The 18355-nt window shown below is 72.3% G+C and carries 21 protein-coding genes; 4 read left to right on the forward strand and 17 right to left on the reverse strand.

What is annotated here, in order from left to right:
* Nucleotides 1–159 precede the first annotated feature (159 nt).
* Nucleotides 160–1119, forward strand: a complete 960-nt coding sequence (locus tag M3677_RS04935; RefSeq protein WP_251159925.1) for a helix-turn-helix domain-containing protein — start codon at nucleotides 160–162, stop codon at nucleotides 1117–1119.
* A gap of 24 nt (nucleotides 1120–1143) precedes the next feature.
* On the opposite strand, the gene M3677_RS04940 is transcribed toward M3677_RS04935, so the two are convergent.
* From M3677_RS04940 to M3677_RS04955, 4 genes are read right to left on the reverse strand one after another with little or no spacing between them, the layout of a single operon-like run.
* Entirely contained in the window at nucleotides 1144–2568 is a 1425-nt protein-coding gene (locus M3677_RS04940) for a hypothetical protein (protein WP_251159926.1), read from the reverse strand.
* Nucleotides 2568–3467, reverse strand: a complete 900-nt coding sequence (locus tag M3677_RS04945) for a TIGR03943 family protein (protein WP_251159927.1) — start codon at nucleotides 3465–3467, stop codon at nucleotides 2568–2570. The genes M3677_RS04940 and M3677_RS04945 overlap by 1 nt, the downstream gene beginning before the upstream one ends.
* The gene (locus M3677_RS04950) at nucleotides 3454–4467 is read right to left on the reverse strand and encodes a permease (protein ID WP_251159928.1); all 1014 of its coding nucleotides are present in this window, start codon (nucleotides 4465–4467) and stop codon (nucleotides 3454–3456) included. Before M3677_RS04950 ends, M3677_RS04945 begins: the two co-directional genes overlap by 14 nt.
* A 57-nt stretch (nucleotides 4468–4524) precedes the next feature.
* Nucleotides 4525–5103 (reverse strand): TetR/AcrR family transcriptional regulator, encoded by a 579-nt coding sequence (locus tag M3677_RS04955; RefSeq protein ID WP_251159929.1) that lies wholly within the window; start codon nucleotides 5101–5103, stop codon nucleotides 4525–4527.
* A 94-nt stretch (nucleotides 5104–5197) separates the two neighbouring features.
* On the opposite strand from M3677_RS04955, the gene M3677_RS04960 reads away from it, so the two are divergent.
* Entirely contained in the window at nucleotides 5198–5512 is a 315-nt protein-coding gene (locus tag M3677_RS04960) for a multidrug efflux SMR transporter (RefSeq protein ID WP_066651821.1), read from the forward strand.
* Nucleotide 5513: 1 nt separating this feature from the next.
* Complete coding sequence (locus tag M3677_RS04965; protein WP_066651819.1) at nucleotides 5514–5894, forward strand: multidrug efflux SMR transporter; 381 nt, start codon at nucleotides 5514–5516, stop codon at nucleotides 5892–5894.
* Nucleotides 5895–5988: 94 nt separating this feature from the next.
* Here M3677_RS04965 and M3677_RS04970 read toward each other — a convergent pair whose 3' ends face one another.
* Nucleotides 5989–7128 carry a CE1758 family FMN-dependent luciferase-like monooxygenase gene (locus M3677_RS04970; protein WP_251159930.1) on the reverse strand — a complete coding sequence of 380 codons (1140 nt, stop codon included), beginning with the start codon at nucleotides 7126–7128 and terminating at the stop codon, nucleotides 5989–5991.
* A gap of 243 nt (nucleotides 7129–7371) precedes the next feature.
* Nucleotides 7372–8169, reverse strand: coding sequence for a phosphatase PAP2 family protein (locus M3677_RS04975; protein WP_251159931.1), 798 nt, complete (start codon nucleotides 8167–8169; stop codon nucleotides 7372–7374).
* Nucleotides 8170–8506: 337 nt separating this feature from the next.
* Here M3677_RS04975 and M3677_RS04980 point away from each other — a divergent pair, with 337 nt between their 5' ends.
* Nucleotides 8507–8956 (forward strand): DUF4383 domain-containing protein, encoded by a 450-nt coding sequence (locus tag M3677_RS04980; RefSeq protein WP_158407721.1) that lies wholly within the window; start codon nucleotides 8507–8509, stop codon nucleotides 8954–8956.
* Nucleotides 8957–9261: 305 nt separating this feature from the next.
* On the opposite strand, the gene M3677_RS04985 is transcribed toward M3677_RS04980, so the two are convergent.
* The 11 genes from M3677_RS04985 to M3677_RS05035 all read right to left on the reverse strand — a co-directional run bounded on the left by M3677_RS04985 (nucleotide 9262) and on the right by M3677_RS05035 (nucleotide 18340).
* Nucleotides 9262–10569: an ATP-dependent RecD-like DNA helicase gene (locus M3677_RS04985; RefSeq protein WP_209684228.1), complete on the reverse strand. Its 1308-nt coding sequence runs from the start codon at nucleotides 10567–10569 to the stop codon at nucleotides 9262–9264.
* Nucleotides 10566–12530: a cytochrome c oxidase assembly protein gene (locus tag M3677_RS04990; RefSeq protein ID WP_251159932.1), complete on the reverse strand. Its 1965-nt coding sequence runs from the start codon at nucleotides 12528–12530 to the stop codon at nucleotides 10566–10568. Before M3677_RS04990 ends, M3677_RS04985 begins: the two co-directional genes overlap by 4 nt.
* Nucleotides 12531–12707: 177 nt before the next feature.
* Nucleotides 12708–12995 (reverse strand): HU family DNA-binding protein, encoded by a 288-nt coding sequence (locus M3677_RS04995; protein ID WP_058727660.1) that lies wholly within the window; start codon nucleotides 12993–12995, stop codon nucleotides 12708–12710.
* 291 nt (nucleotides 12996–13286) lie between these two features.
* Nucleotides 13287–13592 carry a 30S ribosomal protein S14 gene (gene rpsN / locus M3677_RS05000; protein WP_022903745.1) on the reverse strand — a complete coding sequence of 102 codons (306 nt, stop codon included), beginning with the start codon at nucleotides 13590–13592 and terminating at the stop codon, nucleotides 13287–13289.
* Nucleotides 13593–13594: 2 nt separating this feature from the next.
* Nucleotides 13595–13765: a 50S ribosomal protein L33 gene (gene rpmG, locus M3677_RS05005; protein WP_022908193.1), complete on the reverse strand. Its 171-nt coding sequence runs from the start codon at nucleotides 13763–13765 to the stop codon at nucleotides 13595–13597.
* A complete protein-coding gene (gene rpmB, locus M3677_RS05010) occupies nucleotides 13765–14001 on the reverse strand; it encodes a 50S ribosomal protein L28 (protein WP_022903747.1) in 237 nt (78 codons plus the stop codon). Before rpmB ends, rpmG begins: the two co-directional genes overlap by 1 nt.
* A gap of 477 nt (nucleotides 14002–14478) precedes the next feature.
* Nucleotides 14479–15174, reverse strand: coding sequence for an alpha/beta fold hydrolase (locus M3677_RS05015; protein ID WP_251159933.1), 696 nt, complete (start codon nucleotides 15172–15174; stop codon nucleotides 14479–14481).
* Between the two features lie 10 nt (nucleotides 15175–15184).
* Entirely contained in the window at nucleotides 15185–15598 is a 414-nt protein-coding gene (locus tag M3677_RS05020) for a Fur family transcriptional regulator (protein WP_081984565.1), read from the reverse strand.
* Nucleotides 15595–16539, reverse strand: coding sequence for a metal ABC transporter permease (locus M3677_RS05025; protein ID WP_066651805.1), 945 nt, complete (start codon nucleotides 16537–16539; stop codon nucleotides 15595–15597). The genes M3677_RS05020 and M3677_RS05025 overlap by 4 nt, the downstream gene beginning before the upstream one ends.
* A complete protein-coding gene (locus tag M3677_RS05030) occupies nucleotides 16539–17369 on the reverse strand; it encodes a metal ABC transporter ATP-binding protein (RefSeq protein WP_251159934.1) in 831 nt (276 codons plus the stop codon). The genes M3677_RS05025 and M3677_RS05030 overlap by 1 nt, the downstream gene beginning before the upstream one ends.
* 56 nt (nucleotides 17370–17425) lie before the next feature.
* Nucleotides 17426–18340, reverse strand: a complete 915-nt coding sequence (locus tag M3677_RS05035; protein ID WP_251159935.1) for a metal ABC transporter solute-binding protein, Zn/Mn family — start codon at nucleotides 18338–18340, stop codon at nucleotides 17426–17428.
* Between the last annotated feature and the right edge of the window lie 15 nt (nucleotides 18341–18355).

Here is an 18355-nt window from a genome sequence, read left to right on the forward strand (position 1 = left end):
GGGGTCCCGGGAGGGGTGGGGGGGGGCGGGCGGCCCCCGCGCCTCCCGTCCGTCCGTCCATCCGGAGTGGCACCACCCTCCTTGTCCGCAGAACGCGAGACAGCAGTCCGGGCTGCGCGACGCGCCCGCTGCACCGACACGAGGAGGGAGGCTGGTTCGGTGGACGACACGACGAACGAGGGACTCCGCTCCCTGGTGTCGGTGTCCGGCAGTGACACCGACGGTGCGATCGCCGACCTCGCCGGCATGTACGCCGGCAAGGCCTGGCACTCGGCGCACGTCGACGACGACTACTGGTACCGCTACGTCGCCGTCGGCGACGAGCGCATGAGCATCCGCCGGTCGCAGATGCACGGCTCACTGCGCGGCGACGTCGCCGTCGAGGGCGAGGTCGTCGTCCAGTGGCTCGACTCCGGCACCGCGACCGTCGACACCGGCCGGAACGCCGTCCGCATGCAGCCGGGCGTCCCCGTGCTCTTCCCGATCGAGCAGCGCTTCGAGATGGAGTACCGCGACTGGGACCAACGACTGGTGCACCTCGACCGCGACCTCGTGCTCGACGTGGCCTCGGAGCGCCACCTCGTCGACGGCACGCTCGCCTTCGACCGGTTCACGCCACCCACGACGGCGGCCGTCGAGCGGTGGCGCGCGTCGGTCGCATCGGCGGTGCGGGCGCTGCGCGACGGGGGCGCGGGATCGCTCGTGTGGCACGAGTCCCAGCGCGAGGTCGTCCGCTCCCTGCTCGACCTGTACCGGTTCCACGGGGAGCCCGCTCCCGTCGGCTGGGGTGAGCACCGCAACGCCCGCGTCCGCTCCGCCGTCGAGACCGTCCACGCACGGGCCCACGAGCCGCTGACGGTGTCCGGCATCGCCATCGCTGCCGGTCTGAGCGTGCGCGGACTGCAGGAGTCCTTCCAGCGGACCCTCGACCGCACGCCGATGCAGTACCTGCGCGAGGTGCGGCTGCGTCGGGCGCACGACGACCTGCTCCGTGCCGAGCCCGGCTCCGTCGCCGTCGCCGCGATCGCGGCCCGCTGGGGCTTCACCCACATGGGGCGGTTCTCGGGCGAGTACCTGCGGCGGTTCGGGGAGTACCCGAAGCAGACGCTGCGGCGCTGACCCCGGGCCGCTGCTCGTCGCCGGTCAGCCGACCTCGTCGCCGGACGGCAGCGCGCCGCACCAGTCGACCGAGGACGCCTGCACGCTCGCCTCGAGGGCGCCGGAGGAGGCGTCCACGACGCTCACCAGGTTCCCCGACGCGGACCGCGTGGTGACCGCGAGGAACTGACTGTTCGGGGACGGGCAGACCGCGGCGACGCTCGCGTCCTCCGGCACCGTCACGGGCAGCCGGGAGGCGCGGCCCCCGTCCACGCGCACGATCCGCTGGGCGAGGGTGCCGTCGGCCCGCACCTCGCCCACCACGCGCACGTACGTGTCGTCCGTGAGCGGGGCGATCCGACCGAGGTACGGCGCATCGGTGCTGCCCCGCGGTGCCGGCAGCTCCTGGCGCTGCCCGTCGGTCAGGTCGAGCCGGACGATCCCCGTGCCGGTCTCGACGACCGCCGTGGTGCCGCTGCCGACGTAGCCGTGCAGGTACGTCGCGCTGCCGAGCCGGACCGGGTCGTTCCGCCCGCTCATGTCGACGAGCACCAGGTCGTCGGAGCCGGTCCGTACCAGGGCGCTCTCGGTGCGGGGCACGTACGCCCACTGCCCGACGGTCATCGGTTCGGCACCGGCGGTCGGCTTCCCGTCGGCCGCGATCGCCGTCGGCAGGTGCGTGCCGGTCATGTCGACCACGTACAGCCCGACGTCCCGCGACTGGCCGGTCGACGTGTCGGCGTACTCGAACCCGAAGGACGCCCCGTCGTCGGCGACGTGCAGCGCGGTCACCCGGCCCGCCGCGGTCGGGAGCGTCAGCCGCTCGACGGGGGTGCTGTCGTCCTGCACGCCGCCGGCCAGGGGCACGATCTCGACCGTCGAGCGACCGTCGGCACCGCGGACGACGACGAGCGAGCGGCCGAGGCGCGCGTACTCGGTGATGCCCGTGGACTCGAAGACCGTGGTGGCGCCGCCGGCGTCGAGGGAGCGCCGGACGATCCGGTCCTTCCCGCCGGACGGAGCGGGCACGAGGGCGAGCACGTCGGTGCTGCCCGTCGTGATCGTCGTGCGGAGCTCGGACGCGGCGGGCTGCCCCGGGGCGCGGACGTCGCGCACGGCGATCTCGTACGTGCGGTCGTAGGCGAGCGGCCCGGCGAACTCGACCGCGATGGTGTTGCCGCTCGAGGTGACGGTGTGCGGGGCGGACGGAGTCACGGTGACGGCGTCGGCCGGCACCTGCTGCAGGGCCTGGTTCGCGGTGAGGATGACGCGCTGCGCCGGCCGGGACACGAGACCGGTGGCGTCGTAGGTGACGTCACGGAGCCGGGGGCCCTGCTGCGAGCCGACGACCGCGGCGACGGCGCCGACGAGCACGAAGACCGTGATCGACGCCACCAGTCGGCGACGGAACCGGTCGCGCGGGCGGCGGCGGAGCGGTGCGGTGTCGTCGGTGTCGGTGCTCGTGCGCATCAGTACTCGTAGGGGTCCGTCGGCTGGTCGATGGCGCGGACCTCGGCGGCACGGATGACGATCCGTGCGTCGGCGGACTGGTCCGGGTTCGCCGCGAGCTTGCCCGTGACGCGCACCCACTGGTCGGCGTCGGGCACGGGGCCGTCGACGACCACACCGAGGCCGACCGGTTGGGCGTCGACGGCGCAGCAGCTGATCACGAAGCGCGTCAGCGTGAAGGACCCGTCCGCGCCCGGGACGACGAAGCCGGAGAGCTCGACCGGCTTGCCGACCAGCGCGCTCGTGTCCGTGGTCTGACGGATGAGCGCCGCCCAGTCCTTCACGCCGTACTCCGAGGTGTCGACGCCCTCGCTGCCCAGCAGGGCGACGTCCTGCGTGCCGGTGGCGTTCGACAGGGTCGTGGTGTCGACGCTCCGCTGCTGGGCGGTGCGGGCGGACAGGGTGGTCGGCGGGAGCACGAGCATGGCGACCGTGACCCCGACGGTGGCAGCGGCCGCGATGCCGCCGAGGACACCGCGGGTGACCCGTGCGGCTCCGGGAGCGCGGCGGCGGACCGCCCGGGCGGCGTCGGAGCCGTGCTCGTAGGCGGTCCCGTCGTCGGGAGTGCGCGCGTGGCCGCCACCGTGCGCGTGGCCGCCCCCGTCGGCGTGGGCGGCGTGGGCGGCGTGCGCGTGGTCGTGCTCGTCGTCGTGGGCGTGCCCGTGCCCGCGCGCCACCGCGACGAGCCCCGCCACCGAGGCCGGCACGGCGACCGCGGCGAGGATGATCGTGAACAGGTCGTACCGCGGGTTGATGTACAGGTCGAGGTGTCCGACCAGGGCGAGCCACAGCGTGCACAGCGCCACCGCGAGCACCGACCCGAGCCCGAGGTACGCGGGAGCCTTCTCAGACGAGGACATTCATCACCAACCCGACCGCCGCGGTGAACAGGACGCAGACGACGGCGAGCAGCACCAGGAAGCGCGCGCGGAACGTCGTCCGGAGCAGGGCGATCATCTTGACGTCGATGATCGGCCCGATGAGCAGGAACGCCGTGATCGACCCCGGCAGGAACGTCGAGGCGAACGACAGCGCGAAGAACGCGTCGACGTTCGAGCAGAGCGAGATCGTCATCGCCAGGAGCATCATCGCGGCGACCGACAGCACCGGGTTCGCGCCCACCGCGACGAGCGTCGACCGGGGCACCGCGACCTGGATCGCGGCCGCGAGCCCGGCACCGACGAAGAGCGCGGGCATCATCGTCGCGGTCTCGCCGCCGAACTGCGACGCGCTCTCGCGCCAGCGGTTGCGGGAGCGCGGTGCCCCGACGGCGGCACGGCACCGGGCCTCGAACGCGGGCAGGAGCAGCTCGGCCGGGCGACGGTGCGCGGCGACGATCCACCCGACCAGGTTCGCCAGCACGAACCCCCCGACGATGCGGACGACGAGGATCCACCCGGACCACCCGAACGCCTGCGCGGTGCTGATGATCACGAGCGGGTTGAGGATCGGCGCGGCCACCAGGAACGTGACGGCCTCGGCCGGGGTGAACCCGCGCATCATGAGCCCCCGGGCGAGCGGCACGTTCCCGCACTCGCACACCGGGAAGAGCATCCCGATGAGCGAGATGACCGCCCGTCGGGGCAGCGGCCGCTCGGGCAGGACCCGCTCGAGCACGCCCGCCGGCACCCAGACCTCGACGACGATCGAGAGCACGATGCCGAGCACGACGAACGGCAGCGACTCGACGACGACGCTGATGGCGAGCGTCAGGAAGTCCTGCACGACGTCGGGCAGCCCGGCCGTGCCCACGCTCGGCGACACCACGCGCACGCCGAGCAGCACCACGACGGCGCCGAGCACCAGGCCGGGGCCGGTGAGCGTGCGGGTGGGGGCGGGGCGAGTGGGAGCGCTCGTCACCGGGACAGGATAGGCGAGGAGCGCGCCGGCTCCCTCCGGGCCGCGCGGGGACGGGTGTCAGTCGGAGGGCAGGCCGGCCAGGTGTCGGTCGAGCAGGTCGACCGCCCACTCGGCGGACTCCCCCGGGGCGAGGCGTGTGACGTGCACCGCGAGACCGTCGACGAGCGCGTGGAGTCGGCACGCCTCGTCGGCCCGCTGGTCCTCCGGCACCCCGACGAGTGCGACGATCCGGTCGCACCACGTGCGCATCTCGGCGACCACCCGGTCCAGGGCCGGTCGGAGCGCAGCGTCGGTGAGCGCGGCGTTGCCGAGCGCCAGGTACACGTCGAGCTCGACCACCCGCTCGTCGTCCAGCGGCAGCAGCTCGAGCAGGATCCGGCGTGCGGTCTCGCGGTCGGGCAGCCCCTCGGGGATCGCGTCGATCCGTTCACGGGTCCGGTCGAACACGAGCGTGATGGTGTGCTCGCGCATCGCCGCCTGCGTCGGGAACACGTAGCGCACGGTGCTCGGCGGCAGCCCGGCCTCGGCGGCGACGCCGCGGACGCTCAGGGCGCCCAGTCCGTCACGGGCGAGGACGCGGCACGCGGCGTCGGACACGTCGAGACGGCGCTGTTCGAGGTCCTCGCGGGTGGTCACCAGCACATCGTCGCACGCTCGTACGACTCGTGCTAGCGTCGGTCCGGCAGGAGTCGCACAGTCGTGCGACTCGCGACGAGGAAGGGAGACCGCCATGGCATGGGTCGTGCTCGTCCTGTCCGGTGTGCTCGAAGCGGTGTGGGCCACCGCGCTGAGCGCGTCGAACGGGTTCAAGAAGGTGGTGCCGACGGTCGTGTTCGTGGCCGGCATGGTGCTCAGCATGGTGGGCCTCGCGTTCGCCATGAAGGCGATCCCGGTCGGCACGGCCTACGCCGTGTGGGTCGGCATCGGGGCGTCGCTGACGGTCGTGGTCGCGATCCTCCGCCGCCAGGAGGCCGCTTCCGTCGCCCGTGTCGCCCTCGTCCTCGGCCTGGTCGCCTGCGTGGTCGGCCTCAAGGTGGTGAGCTGACGTGGCATGGCTCGTCCTGTTCGTCAGCGCGGCGCTCGAGACCGTCTGGGCCACGGCCCTCGGCGCCAGCGACGGCTTCACCGTCCCCGGCCCGACCGCCCTCTTCGCGGTCACGATCGTCGTGAGCCTGGTCGCGTTCGGGTACGTGCTGCAGCACATCCCGATCAGCACCGCCTACGCGGTGTGGACGGGCACCGGTGCGGCCCTCACCGTCCTGTGGGGCATGGCGACCGGCGCCGAGCCCGTCACGTTCCTGCGCCTGCTCTTCATCGCCGGCATCGTCGGGTGCGTCGTCGGCCTCAAGCTGGTGCCGGCCCGCCCGGTGGCGCCGGCCCCGGAGCCCGGGGCCAGCACCGCTCCGCAGCAGTCGCCCCGCGCGTAAGAGAGAGTGCGATGGGTCGGAACGCCCGTGGCGACGGACGGGAGGCGCGGTGCCAGCCGGCACCGCGCCTCCCGGCCGTCAGGGGGTCACGCGATCAGACGGACGCACCCGTCCACTCGTCCTCGGCCGCGACGTGGTCGCTCGCCGCGGTCCCCGCGGCGAGCGCTGCGGCCACGCGGTCGGCGTGCGAGGGCGGGTCGGACGGCACGTGCGCCGGATGGTCCGCCTCGTTGATCCTCCGGAGCTCGGGGACGATGTCCTCGGCCAGGATGTCGATCTGCTCGAGCACCGTCTTGAGCGGCAGCCCGGCGTGGTCGATGAGGAACATCTGGCGCTGGTAGTGCCCGACGTGGTCCTTCATCGTGGCGTAGCGGTCGATGACCTGCTGCGGCGAGCCGACGGTGAGCGGGGTCTGGGCGGTGAAGTCCTCCATCGACGGGCCGTGGCCGTACACCGGGGCGTTGTCGAAGTAGGGGCGGAACTCGTCCCAGGCGTCCTGCGAGTTCTTCCGGGCGAAGAACTGCCCGCCGAGGCCGACGATCGCCTGGTCGGCCGTGCCGTGCCCGTAGTGCTCGAAGCGCTGGCGGTAGAGGCCCACCATCTGCTCGGTGTGCTGGATCGGCCAGAAGATGTTGTTGTGCAGGAACCCGTCGCCGTAGTACGCGGCCTGCTCGGCGATCTCCGGCGTGCGGATCGAGCCGTGCCAGACGAAGGGGGCGACGCCGTCGAGGGGACGCGGGGTCGAGGTGAAGCCCTGCAGCGGGGTGCGGAACTTCCCCTGCCAGTTCACGACGTCGTTCTCCCACAGCTGGCGGATGAGCGCGTAGTTCTCGATCGCCAGGTTCACGCCCTGGCGGATGTCCTGCCCGAACCACGGGTAGACCGGACCGGTGTTGCCGCGGCCCATCATGAGGTCCATGCGACCGTCGCTGATCACCTGGAGCATCGCGTACTCCTCGGCGATGCGGACCGGGTCGTTCGTCGTGACCAGGGTCGTGCTCGTCGACAGGGTGATGTGCTCCGTGCGACCGGCCAGGTACCCGAGCATCGTCGTCGGGCTCGACGCCACGAACGGCGGGTTGTGGTGCTCGCCGGTGGCGAAGACGTCGAGGCCGGCCTGGTCCGCGTGCTCGGCGATCGTCAGGATGTCCCGGACGCGCTGGGTGTCGTCCGGCGTGGTGCCGGTCGTGGGGTCCGTCGTGACGTCGCTGACGGTGAAGATCCCGAACTGCATGGTGCCCGCCTCCTGGTGCTGGCTGCTGGTACTACTGGTTCGATGCGTTTGCATCGACTTGCCGGGTACAACGTACCGCAGCCCCGGGCATTCCCGCCAGCGCCGAGTGCGTCCGGAGGCACACAGCGCAAGGTGGACCCGGAGGCGCTCAGCGCCGGGTGTGCCTGGAGGCGTTCAGCGGCGACGCCTCCCGGTCGTCGAGGCGTCCGCTCGTTCGGGGGGGCAGTCCGCCTGGACTGCAGCTCAGCGGCGGGGCGGCAGGGCGCGTTCGTCCGTCTGCGCGGCGTGGTGGAGCCCGTCCGCGAGCCACACGACCGTGACGACCGCCAGCACGCTCACGCTCGACGCCATGCGGCCCGCGACCAGGACCGCATCGTGCAGGTCGGCGACCCCGGCCAGGCCCGCGACCACGGCGACCACCCCGACGAGCAGACCGACGCCCGTCGCGACCAGGAGCAACGCGGTCACCAGGCGACGGGGGCCCCGACGTCCGTCCCGGTCACCGCGCTCCCCGCGGTCGACCCGCGGTCCGACGGCACGGACGAGCCCGAGCCAGAACAGGGCGATCGCGCAGGCCCCGACGATGTCGCTCACCCGGTGCCAGCCGTACACGACCGTCTGGTTCGCCACGAACACGGCGTAGGCAGCCCCCACGATCGTCACCACCGGTCGCCAGCGCCGGGGCGTCACGAGGAGCACGGCGAACAGTGCCGCGAGCGCGATCGTCGCGTGTCCGGAAGGGTACGAGTTGGGCGTCTCCGACTGGGCGATCTCCGGGCGCTCGGCGATACGCTTCACGAGAGTCGAGGTGACTGCCGACGCGAGCACCACGACGCCCGCTCCGAGTCCGACCGCGAGCCGGCGCCGGGCGAACGCGACGGCGGCGGTCACGACCACCAGCAACAGGATGACCGGCACCGAGATGACGTTCAGTGCAGTGTCCGACCCGAACAGGTCGGACTCCCGGACCCCGCCGAGCGCGGCGTCCTCGACCCGCTGCCCGACCGGCGTCAGCACGGCGACGGCGTAGACGAGAGGCACGATCACGAACCCCAGAGCCGCCAGCAGCCCCCACCGCAAGCGCCGCGAGACCAACGGTCCGCGCGACTCGGGCGCGGTGCGTTCGGGCGTGCGGGTCACCGGCGTGGTCCTCCTCGGTGTGGCGATCATCGGTCTCCTCGTCCGGCTGGTGCCGCGCGTGCGATTCGGACGGTCGGGGTCCGACACGATACCGTTGGTCCGCCGGTCCGCGCCTGTGAACCAGGGGTCAGCCACCTCAGGATCCGGCGGCCGCACCACCCGTGCACCGCGGGCAGGTGCTCCGGCTCCCGCCGCCGGTCCGTCCGGTGCGACCACCCTGTACCAGGAGGAGACCGAAGTGGCCATCAAGGAACCCAGCATCACGGCGTCGCCGAACCGGGGTCTCGCCCTGACGGTGGGGTCGCTCCTGGCGCTCTGGGGCTTCCTCGGCTTCTTCTTCGCCGCCGACGGCGACCCGGGCTTCTTCAGCCGCGAGGGCGGGATGCTCTGGAATGCCTTCGGCGTCAACCCGGCGATGTGCCTGCTCTGGATCCTGCTCGCCGTCGTGCTGCTCATCACGAGCCTCGGCACCACCATCGGTGCGCGGAACGGCAACCGTCTGGTCGGCGTCGTGCTCGTCGTCATGGCGGTGTACGGCTTCGCGCTCGGTGGCACCTCGGCGAACGTCTTCGCGCTGACCTTCGCGGACAACCTGTTCCACGCGATCATCGGCGTCGTCCTGCTCCTCACCGCCTTCGGTGCGGACCGCGAGAACGTCCGTGCGATCCGGGCGGCCCAGCGCGCCTGACGCGCCCGTCGCATGTCCTCGACGCCCCGTCCACCGGCTGGTGGGCGGGGCGTCGTCGTCGGGGCTCGGCCGGGCTCGTCGAGCGGGCAGGACCCACCACGGGTGCTCCACCGAGCGGGCAGGACCCACCACGGGTGCTCCACCGAGCGGGCAGGACACGCCAGGGTCGTCCGCCGAGCGGGCAGGACTCGTCGACGACTCCCGCCGACCGTGACGGATCCGGCCCGATCGGCGGGTGACGACCGTGACGGATCTGGCCCGATCGGCGGACGTCCGACACCGGGGGGGGCGGAGGGGCCGGCGCGTCAGTCGCCGTCGGGGTCGGGCGCTGCCTCGAGCTCGGTCGCCACGACCCGCGGCGCCTCCGACATGAAGCGTCGGACGTCGAGGTCCACGATGATGTCCTGCGGCCGCAGCGGACGGGTCAGGTAGAGCCCCTCGAGCGACGTCAGCCGCGACAGCGCCACGTACGTCTGCCCGGCGCTGAAGACCCGGTTGCCGAGGTCGACGACCGCGCGGTCGTACGTCGAGCCCTGGGACTTGTGGATCGTCACGGCCCAGGCCAGGCGCAGGGGGAACTGCTGGAACTCCCCCACGGTGTCCTTCTTCAGTTCCTTCTTGTCCGGGTCGTAGGAGTACTTGAACTTCTCCCACACGGACGGCTGGACCTCGAAGGACTCCCCGTCGACGTCGACCCACACGGTGTCCCGGATGGTGGTCACGACGCCGAGCGTGCCGTTCACCCAGCGCTGGTCGGGGTCGTTGCGGAGGAACATGACGTGCGCGCCGGGCTTCAGCTCGAGCGCCTCGTCCGCCGGGAAGTTCCGCCCGCCGAAGTCGCCGTTGACGTCGGCCCTGGCGGTCTTCACCGTGCCCGGCAGCCGGTCGAGGGCCGCCTTGTTGATCCGCGCGACCGTGTCGTTCCGGGTCGCCAGGGTGATGGCGTCGTCGGGCGCCGGCCGGGCTCCGGCCGTGTTGAGCTGTCCGGCGATGTCGGCCGTGACCCGACCGTGCCGCACCGCGGTGAGCATCGCCGCGAAGGCGTCGTCACGCTGCCGGTGCACGGTCGCGAGCTCGACGATGTGCAGCTCGGCCTCGAGCCAGACCTTCGCGTCGAAGAACCACATCGACCGGTAGTGGTCCGTGAAGTACGCCCGCTCGTCGCCGTCGCCCGGGACCGGCGGCAGCTGGTACGGGTCGCCGAACATGACGACCTGCACGCCGCCGAACGCCTCGAACTGCCGTCCGCGGGCCTTGCGGAGCGACCGGTCCATCGCGTCGAGCAGGTCGGCGTTCACCATCGAGACCTCGTCGATGACGAGGGTGTCGATCGTGTTGAGGAGCTTCCGGGTCTCCGGCCCCTGACGGAGCTCGGCGTCGGCGATGAGCCCGATCGGCAGCCGGAACAGCGAGTGGATCGTCTGCCCGCCGACGTTGAGCGCGGCGACGCCGGTCGGAGCACAGATGACGACCTGCTTCTCGGTGTTCCACGACAGGTGGTTGAGGAGCGTCGACTTGCCCGTGCCCGCGCGTCCGGTGATGAAGACGTGGTCGCGGGTGTGCTCGATGTACTCGAACACCGCCCGCTGTTCGGCGCTGAGCTCGACGCTCACCGCTCGGCCGTCCCGGACGCCGGTGCCGGGTCCGGTGCCGTGCTCGCCGACCCGGTGGCGGGCGCACGGTCGGGCGCGGATCGGTCGCCGCGCAGTCGGAGCACCGTGACGACGACGACCGTCACGAGCAGCGCGATCCCCGCGACGACGAGCACGACTCCGGCCCGGGCCTGGTCGTCGATCGGGGTCGGTCCCCACTCGCGGCCCATCGCGCCGAACCACGACGCCTGGAGCAGGCCGAGGGGCCCCTGCATCGCGATGCCGAGCGAGACGGTGCCCGCCGCCACGACGACCGCGCCCGCGATCCGCACGAGCGCCGCGCCGGTGCTCGCCGCCCGGGCACCAGCGGCCACCGGGGTGAGGAGCGTTGGCACGGCGGACAGCCCGACGAGCAGCAGCCCGACGTCGACCAGGGTGCGGCCGGACGGGTCGCTCACCGACCAGCGCAGGACCTGGGTGGCGTAGAGCCCCCACCAGACCGCGGCCAGGAGCACGAAGGACGGGAACGGCTGCGCCAGGTACCGCACCACGCCGTTGTCGACGAGCAGGCCCGTCCACTCGCGGACGCCCGTCGAGCCGTCGTCGCGCGGGTGCACGGCGGACCGGATGAGCTGCACGGGAGCGGCCGCCCAGAGGAGTGCGGGGACGACCAGGCCGAGCAGCACGTGCGCGCCGACGTTGGCGGACACCAGGAAGCGGTCGTAGGTGTGCAGCGATCCCGACGTCGCCAGGACCAGCGTGACGACCGCGATCGCGGCGGCGACGGAGCGGCGCACCGGCCAGGAGACACCACGACGCCGCAGTCGGACCACGCCGGCGGTGTACGCGGCAGCGGCGAGCACGGCGGCCAGCAGCCAGAACAGGTCGATGTTCCAGGCGGTGAGCCAACCCCACGACCCCGGCGCCGCGGGGAGCGGGTCGTCGGTCAGCAGCTCGGCCGGGGTCGGGTTCGTCGTCTTGCTGAGGGCGACCTCGCCGGCCGGTGTCGCGGTCCGTCCGAGCGCTGCGGCGAACCCGCTCGCGATGCCCATCACGGCGAGTTCGACGAGCACGAGGGTCCAGAACGCACCGCGGCGCTCCGGGGCGTCGGTGAGCGACCGGATCGCACGACGACGTTGCACCGCGCCGAGCACGCCGATGCCGACGAGCGCGGCGGTCTTCACGAGCACGAGCACGCCGTACGGGCTGGCGAGGTTCGCCGGGGAGCCGATCCGGATGATCGCCGACGCCGTCCCCGACACCGCGACGAGCACGAAGCAGCCGAGCGCGATGCTCGAGTACCGCGCGACGACGAGCGGCAACCGGTCACCGGGCAGCACGTTCCGCAGGAGCACGACGAGCAGCAGGCCACCGACCCACAGGGCCGCGCCGACCAGGTGCAGTCCGAGCGCGGTCACCGCCGAGTCGTGGCTCGCGGTGCCCGCGGCGTGCCCCTGCTGCGCGAGCGGCACGAGCCCGACCATCGCGACGCCGGCGGTGAGCGCGACCATGCCCCGCCCGCGGACGGCGAAGCAGAGCACCGTCACGGCGGCGGCGATGAGCACGGAGACCAGCCACGCGGTGCCGAGGTCGGTGCCGGTGAGGAAGACCCCCATCGACTGGCCGAACTGCTCGTCGAGGCTGAGGGCCGACCCGGCGACGGACAGGAACGTGAAGAAGGTCGTGGCGGCGGCGGCGACGGTCCAGACCCCGGCGGCACCGGCGGCGACGTCGATCGCGCGGTTCCACTCGGGGCGGGTGCGGGAGAGTCCGACGACGGTGAGCGCGAGCCCGCCGATGGTCGCTGCCGCGGACAGGTCGACGACGAGCCGGGCGATCGGCAGCCCGAAGCGCACGACCGCGCCCGGGTCGGCGATGAGTGCGCGATCCGCCCCGCCGCCGATCACGAGGGCGACGAGGAGGGAGACGAACCCGACGAGCAGCAGCACGGCGGGGCCGGCGATGCGTGCGATCCGGTCCACCCGACAAGCCTAGGCGGTGCCCGACCGACCACGGCACGCCGGGCGGGCCGACCTGTGGGCGTTGGGCCGCGCCTCCAGGCCGTGCAGGACAGGCCTGGGCGCCGCGGACACGGGAGCCGCCCGGGAACGACGGAAGGGACGGCCGGAGCCGTCCCTTCCCGGTGGTGCTGAGCGGTCCTACTTGACGGCAGCCTTGAGCTTCGAGCCGGCGCTGACCTTGACCGAGTCGCTCGCGGCGATCTCGATGGCGTCACCCGTCTGCGGGTTGCGGCCGGTGCGCGCGGCGCGGTGGGTCTTCTCGAAGGCGATCCAGCCCGGGATCGTGACCTTGGTGCCGTCGGCGACCGACGACGAGACGACGCTGAACAGCGCGTCGACGACGCCGTTGACGGTGGCCTGGCTCTGGCCGGACTCCTGCGCGACGGCAGCGACGAGCTCGGTGCGGTTCAGTGACTTGTCAGCCATGGATGTCCTCCTCGGACTTCTTGCAGTGTCGGTGGGACGTCCGGGACGCCCGCCCGCCCGGAGCGGGGTGCCCTGGACGTGGTGGCCCCGCGGACGAGCACGCCCGGCGGAACCGTCAGCGAACCTACCAGCCGAGCGGGGTCCGGACGACCGACTCGCCCGGATTTCCGGGGTTGTGGAGGGTCTGGAGGGGTCCGAGTGACGGATGTGGCGACCGTGTACCCCGCACAGGCCGGGAACGACGAACGCCCCGTCCCTCTGCAGGGACGGGGCGTTCGGTGGTGCTGGTGCTTACCAGGAGCTCTTCGTGATGCCCGGCAGCTCGCCACGGTGGGCCATGTCGCGGAAGCGGACACGGCTGATGCCGTACTCACCGAGGTGGCCACGGGGGCGACCGTCGATGGCGTCGCGGTTGCGGTAGCGGACCGGCGACGCGTCGCGCGGGAGCTTCTGCAGGCCGACGCGGGCGGCCTCACGCGACTCGTCGGTGCCGTTCGGGTCCACGAGGGCCTTCTTCAGCTCGAGACGACGCTCGGCGTAGCGCGCGATGACCTCGGCGCGCTGGTTGTTCTTCGCGATCTTGCTCTTCTTCGCCATGCTTAGCGCTCCTCACGGAAGTCGACGTGCTTGCGGATCACCGGGTCGTACTTCTTGAGCACGAGGCGGTCCGGGTTGTTGCGACGGTTCTTCTTGGTCACGTAGGTGAACCCGGTCCCCGCGGTGGAGCGGAGCTTGATGATCGGACGGACGTCCTGACCCTTCTTGGCCATCAGATCTTCTCCCCACGGGCGAGGAGATCCTTGACGACGGACTCGATGCCGCGTGCGTCGATCACCTTGATGCCCTTAGCGCTGAGCGTGAGCGTGACGTTACGACGAAGCGAGGGCACGTAGTACGTCTTCTTCTGCACGTTCGGGTCGAAGCGACGCTTCGTCCGGCGGTGCGAGTGCGAGATGTTGTGTCCGAAGCCGGGGGTGGCTCCGGTCACCTGGCACACTGCTGCCATGGTTTCCTCCTGAGGTACCGAGCGACCGGACGGCCGCTCCCAAGGTCACTTGCCTGGCACGCACGCGCTCGTCACCGTGAGGTGACCGCAGCGAGGGGGTTGTGCGCGCCGCCCAGGCCCGCTGACCCTGTCGAAGGACCCGCAGACACCGCGCGACCGCGGCGTACGCGACGGTCGGAGGGCTTGGAACAACTGGGTCTGCCACGCGGACGCGGCGGACCAGGGGTCAACGTTACGGGACGGCCGCGCGTGTCGCAAGCCGGGCCTCCCGTCCGGGTCGCACCGGTACCGGCCTGGAGGCGCGGCTCGGCCCCGTCACGCCGGTTCCGGTCCGGCCTGTCTCGGCACTCCCGGTCGCATGACGTGCCGTCGGGCGGCTCGGCAGACGGCATGTCGTGCGACCAGGACGGATGCGCGCGGCAAGTCGTGCGACGAGGACGGCCAGGAGGCCCGGACGCGCCTGGACGCGCCCGCGGCCTACGGTCCCGCGGTCGGCCGCGGCGCCAGCGCCTGCACCAGCAGCGCGCCGAGCTCCCGCGGAGCCGTGACCATCGGCCAGTGCCCGGTCTCGAGCCCCACGATCGTCAGGTCCTCGACGGCGACGAGCTCCGTCGTCCACGCATGGTGCTCCGCCACCATCGCCGCGAGGTCCGTCGCCGGGACCTCGCACGACACCACCGTCGCCGGTATCGCGTGCCGCGCGGGGTCGGTGTAGAGGAAGGGGTCGGACGCCACGGCCGCGGGCTCCGGGACCGCCCGGCGCTCGAGGTCCTCCCGCACCGCGGGCGTCACGTCACGCACGGTCGTGGGCTCCCAGACGTCCCACGACGGCAGCGGTACGACCCCGTCGACCACGGGCAGTTCGTCGTTGACGACGGCGCCGTCCGGCCCGGGGAACGTGTCGACGTAGAGCAGGTGCGCCACGAGCGACGGTCGTCGATCGGCGGCCATGAGCACCATCGGACCCGCACCCGAGTGCCCGGCGAGCGCGACGGGCTCGTCCGGCGTGGCCACGGCGTCGAGGACCGCCACGATCCCGGCGACCTGCTCGTCGAGCGTGTCGCCCGTCCGCGTGATCGCCTGGACGGAGTGCCCGGCCTCCTGCAGCACGGGCGCCACCTCGTCCCACGCGCTCGCGTCGAGCCAGAACCCGGGCACCAGGATGACGTGCATGCGCGGGAGGTTACTCGCCGGTGCGCGCCGCGGTGCAGACCGCGCACTCGCCGAAGATGTCGACGACGTGGCTGGCGTTCGTGAAGCCGTTCGCCGCCGCGACCTCCTGCGCCCACCGTTCGACCGGGTCCGCCTCGATCTCGACCGTGCGGCCGCAGTTCCGGCAGATCAGGTGGTGGTGGTGCGCGTCGGTCGTGCACGCGCGGTACAGCGACTCGCCGTCCTGCTGCAGCGAGTCGGCGTCGCCCTCGGTCGCCAGGTCGGCGAGCGCCCGGTACACGGTCGCCAGTCCGATCGTGGAACCACCGTCCCGGAGGTGCTGGTGGAGTGCCTGCGCACTGACGAACCCCTCGGTGCCGGAGAGCGCGCTGCGCACGGCCTCCCGCTGCCAGGTGTTCCGCTTCGGCTTCTGCACGGCGTTCACGCGGTGACTCCTTCCCTGCGGGTCGCGTCGGTCGACGCGTCGGTCCCGGTCGGGAGGCGCGGCACGCCTCCGTCGGTCTGCTCACGGTCCGCGATGCGGTCGCGTCCGCGTCTGTCCCTGCGGCTGCCGACGATCCGGCAGACCACCCAGATCACGAACGAGATCGTCGTGACGTAGGGGCTGATCGGCAGTCCGCCGCCGAGTGCGAGCAGGATGCCACCGACGACCGACACGACCGCGAACACCGTCGAGAGCACCGGGACGACCACGGGGTGCGAGGTCAGGCGGAGCGCGGCGGCAGCGGGGGTGACGAGCAGCGAGAGCACCAGCAGCGCGCCGACGATCTGCACCGACACCGCGGTCGCGAGCCCGAGCGCGAGCATGAACACGATCGCGAGGGTCCGCACGGGCACCCCGGCAGCGGCCGCGACGTCGGGATCGACCGACGAGAACATCAGCGGGCGCCAGATCACCAGGAGCGTCACGACGACGATCGCGGAGACGACGACCAGCGAGGTCAGCTGCGGGTTGTCGACCGAGACGATCTGCCCGGTCAGCAGCCCGAACTTGTTCGCCGCCCGGCCCTTGTACAGCGCGAGGCAGAGGATGCCGAGCCCGAGACCGAACGGCATGAGCACGGCGATGATCGAGTTGCGGTCGCGGGCCCGCGAGCCGAGCAGCCCGATGAGCAGCGCCGCGACGACGGAGCCGACGAGCGACCCGGTGACGACGTTGACGCCGAACAGCAGGGCGGCGCTGGCCCCGGCGAAGGACAGTTCCGAGATGCCGTGCACCGCGAAGGGCATGTTCCGCGCGACGACGAACGGGCCGATGAGCCCGCCGACGATGCCGAGCACGGCGCCGGCCCAGATCGAGTTCTGGACGAGGACCAGGAGCTCGCCGTAGTCCTGGAACGAGAAGACGGTCGACAGCACGTCCATCAGATGCGTCCTTCGTCCGGGGTGGTGGTGTGCGGGTCGGCATCGCAGTGGTGGTGCGCCCCGGTCTGGTCGTGGGCCTCGTTCGCGCCGACGATGACGATCCGTCCCATGGTGCGGACGACGTCGACCGGGGTGCCGTAGAGGTCGCTCAGCACGTCGGCACGCAGGACCTCGTCGGGGGCGCCGACGCGGAAGCGCCCGCCGGCGATGTAGAGGACCCGGTCGACGACGTCGAGGATCGGGTTGACGTCGTGGGTGACGAAGAGCACGGCGGCGTCCTGCTGCCGACGCTGCCGGTCGATGAGCTCGGTGACGCCCCGCTGGTGGCGGAGGTCGAGCGAGATGAGCGGCTCGTCGCAGAGGAGCAGTGCGGGGTCCGCGGCGATGGCCTGTCCGACGCGGGTGCGCTGCTGCTCACCGCCGGACAGCTCGGCCACCGGGGCGTCGGCGAACGCGGTCGCACCGACCTCGTCGAGGATGCGGTCGACCCGAGCGCGCTCGGCCCGGCTGGCGGGCAGGACACCCCACCGGGAGCCGGTCACCCCCTGGGCGATCATGTCCCGTGCGCGCAGGGGCGTGCCGGACTCCATGAGGCGCTGCTGCGGGATGTACCCGATCCTCCGGTGCCCGCGACGGACGGGCTGCCCGAGGAACGACATCGTCCCGCCCGTCAGGCGCTGCTGGCCGAGCACGGTGCGCAGGAGCGAGGTCTTGCCGGCGCCGTTCGGCCCGAGCACCGCGACGAACTCGCCCGGCACCAGGTCGAGGTCGAGGTGCGACCAGAGGGCCCGCGATCCGTACGAGAGCGCCGCGTCACGGAGGGCGAGCACGGCGGAACCGCCACGGCCGGGGGCCGCAGCGGTTCGCGAGGGGGTCTGGACCGCGGTCACTTCGCGAGCGCCCCCGTGATCTCGTCGATGTTCGCCTGCTGCCACGAGACGTAATCCTCCCCCTTCGGGAGCGTCTCCGTGACACCGACGACCGGGATGTCCGCCTGCTCGGCGGCCTTCTGGACCTGCTCGGTCTCGGGGCTGGAGGTCTGCTCGTTCACGGCGAGGAGCCGCACCTGCTTGCCGGTGAACAGCTTGAGGGTGTCGTTGAGCGCGGCCGGCGGGACGTCGTCGCCCTCCTCGATGGCCTCGGCGAAGGCTTCGGGCGTCACGTTGTCGAGCCCCATCGCGTCGAAGAGGTACCCGGGGACGGGCTCGGTGTACGACACCTCCTCACCGTCGGCCTTCTCCTTGGCCGCTGCGGTCTGCGACTCGAGGTCGTCGAGCTTCGTGGTGAGGGTCTTCGCGTTGCGCTCGAAGGTGTCGGCGTGCGCGGAGTCGAGCTTCGTCAGACGCTGTTCGAGGTCGGCCACGAGCTTCACCATCGTCGGGTAGTCGTAGAACACGTGCTCGTTGAACTCCGCGTCGCCGCCCTGGTCGAGCCCGGAGAGCTCCACGACGTTGATCGTGTCGGCCGTCGTGTTCGAGGCCTTCGCCAGGGTGGTCATGAAGTCGTCGTACCCGCCGCCGTTCTCGATGAGCAGGTCGGCCTTCGACACGGCGAGCTGCGTCTTCGCGCTCGACTCGAACGAGTGCGGGTCCTGCGACGGGTCGTCGAGGATGCTCGTGACCTCGACGTCGTCGCCGCCGATCTCCTGCGCGATCGAGCCGTAGACGTTCGTCGAGGCGACGATCCGGACGGTGCCGTCACCCGAGGCGTCACCGGAGGCGGAGGACGTGGCGCAGCCGCTCAGCGCGAGGGCTGCGGCGCCGGCGACGAGTGGCAGGGCGAGGAGGCGACGGTTCTGCATGGTGCGAGCGTACGG

It is taken from the genome of Curtobacterium sp. P97 (assembly GCF_023712445.1).
In the GTDB taxonomy this organism is placed as follows: domain Bacteria; phylum Actinomycetota; class Actinomycetes; order Actinomycetales; family Microbacteriaceae; genus Curtobacterium.

What these genes read in the sequence shown, in the direction of transcription:
- M3677_RS04940 (WP_251159926.1), bottom strand. Translation starts at nt 2,568, where the DNA reads ATGCGCACGAGCACCGACACCGACGACACCGCACCGCTCCGCCGCCGC.
- M3677_RS04945 (WP_251159927.1), bottom strand. Translation starts at nt 3,467, where the DNA reads ATGTCCTCGTCTGAGAAGGCTCCCGCGTACCTCGGGCTCGGGTCGGTG.
- M3677_RS04960 (WP_066651821.1), top strand. Translation starts at nt 5,198, where the DNA reads ATGGCATGGGTCGTGCTCGTCCTGTCCGGTGTGCTCGAAGCGGTGTGG.
- M3677_RS04970 (WP_251159930.1), bottom strand. Translation starts at nt 7,128, where the DNA reads ATGCAGTTCGGGATCTTCACCGTCAGCGACGTCACGACGGACCCCACG.
- M3677_RS04995 (WP_058727660.1), bottom strand. Translation starts at nt 12,995, where the DNA reads ATGGCTGACAAGTCACTGAACCGCACCGAGCTCGTCGCTGCCGTCGCG.
- rpsN (WP_022903745.1), bottom strand. Translation starts at nt 13,592, where the DNA reads ATGGCGAAGAAGAGCAAGATCGCGAAGAACAACCAGCGCGCCGAGGTC.
- rpmG (WP_022908193.1), bottom strand. Translation starts at nt 13,765, where the DNA reads ATGGCCAAGAAGGGTCAGGACGTCCGTCCGATCATCAAGCTCCGCTCC.
- rpmB (WP_022903747.1), bottom strand. Translation starts at nt 14,001, where the DNA reads ATGGCAGCAGTGTGCCAGGTGACCGGAGCCACCCCCGGCTTCGGACAC.
- M3677_RS05015 (WP_251159933.1), bottom strand. Translation starts at nt 15,174, where the DNA reads ATGCACGTCATCCTGGTGCCCGGGTTCTGGCTCGACGCGAGCGCGTGG.
- M3677_RS05025 (WP_066651805.1), bottom strand. Translation starts at nt 16,539, where the DNA reads ATGGACGTGCTGTCGACCGTCTTCTCGTTCCAGGACTACGGCGAGCTC.
- M3677_RS05035 (WP_251159935.1), bottom strand. Translation starts at nt 18,340, where the DNA reads ATGCAGAACCGTCGCCTCCTCGCCCTGCCACTCGTCGCCGGCGCCGCA.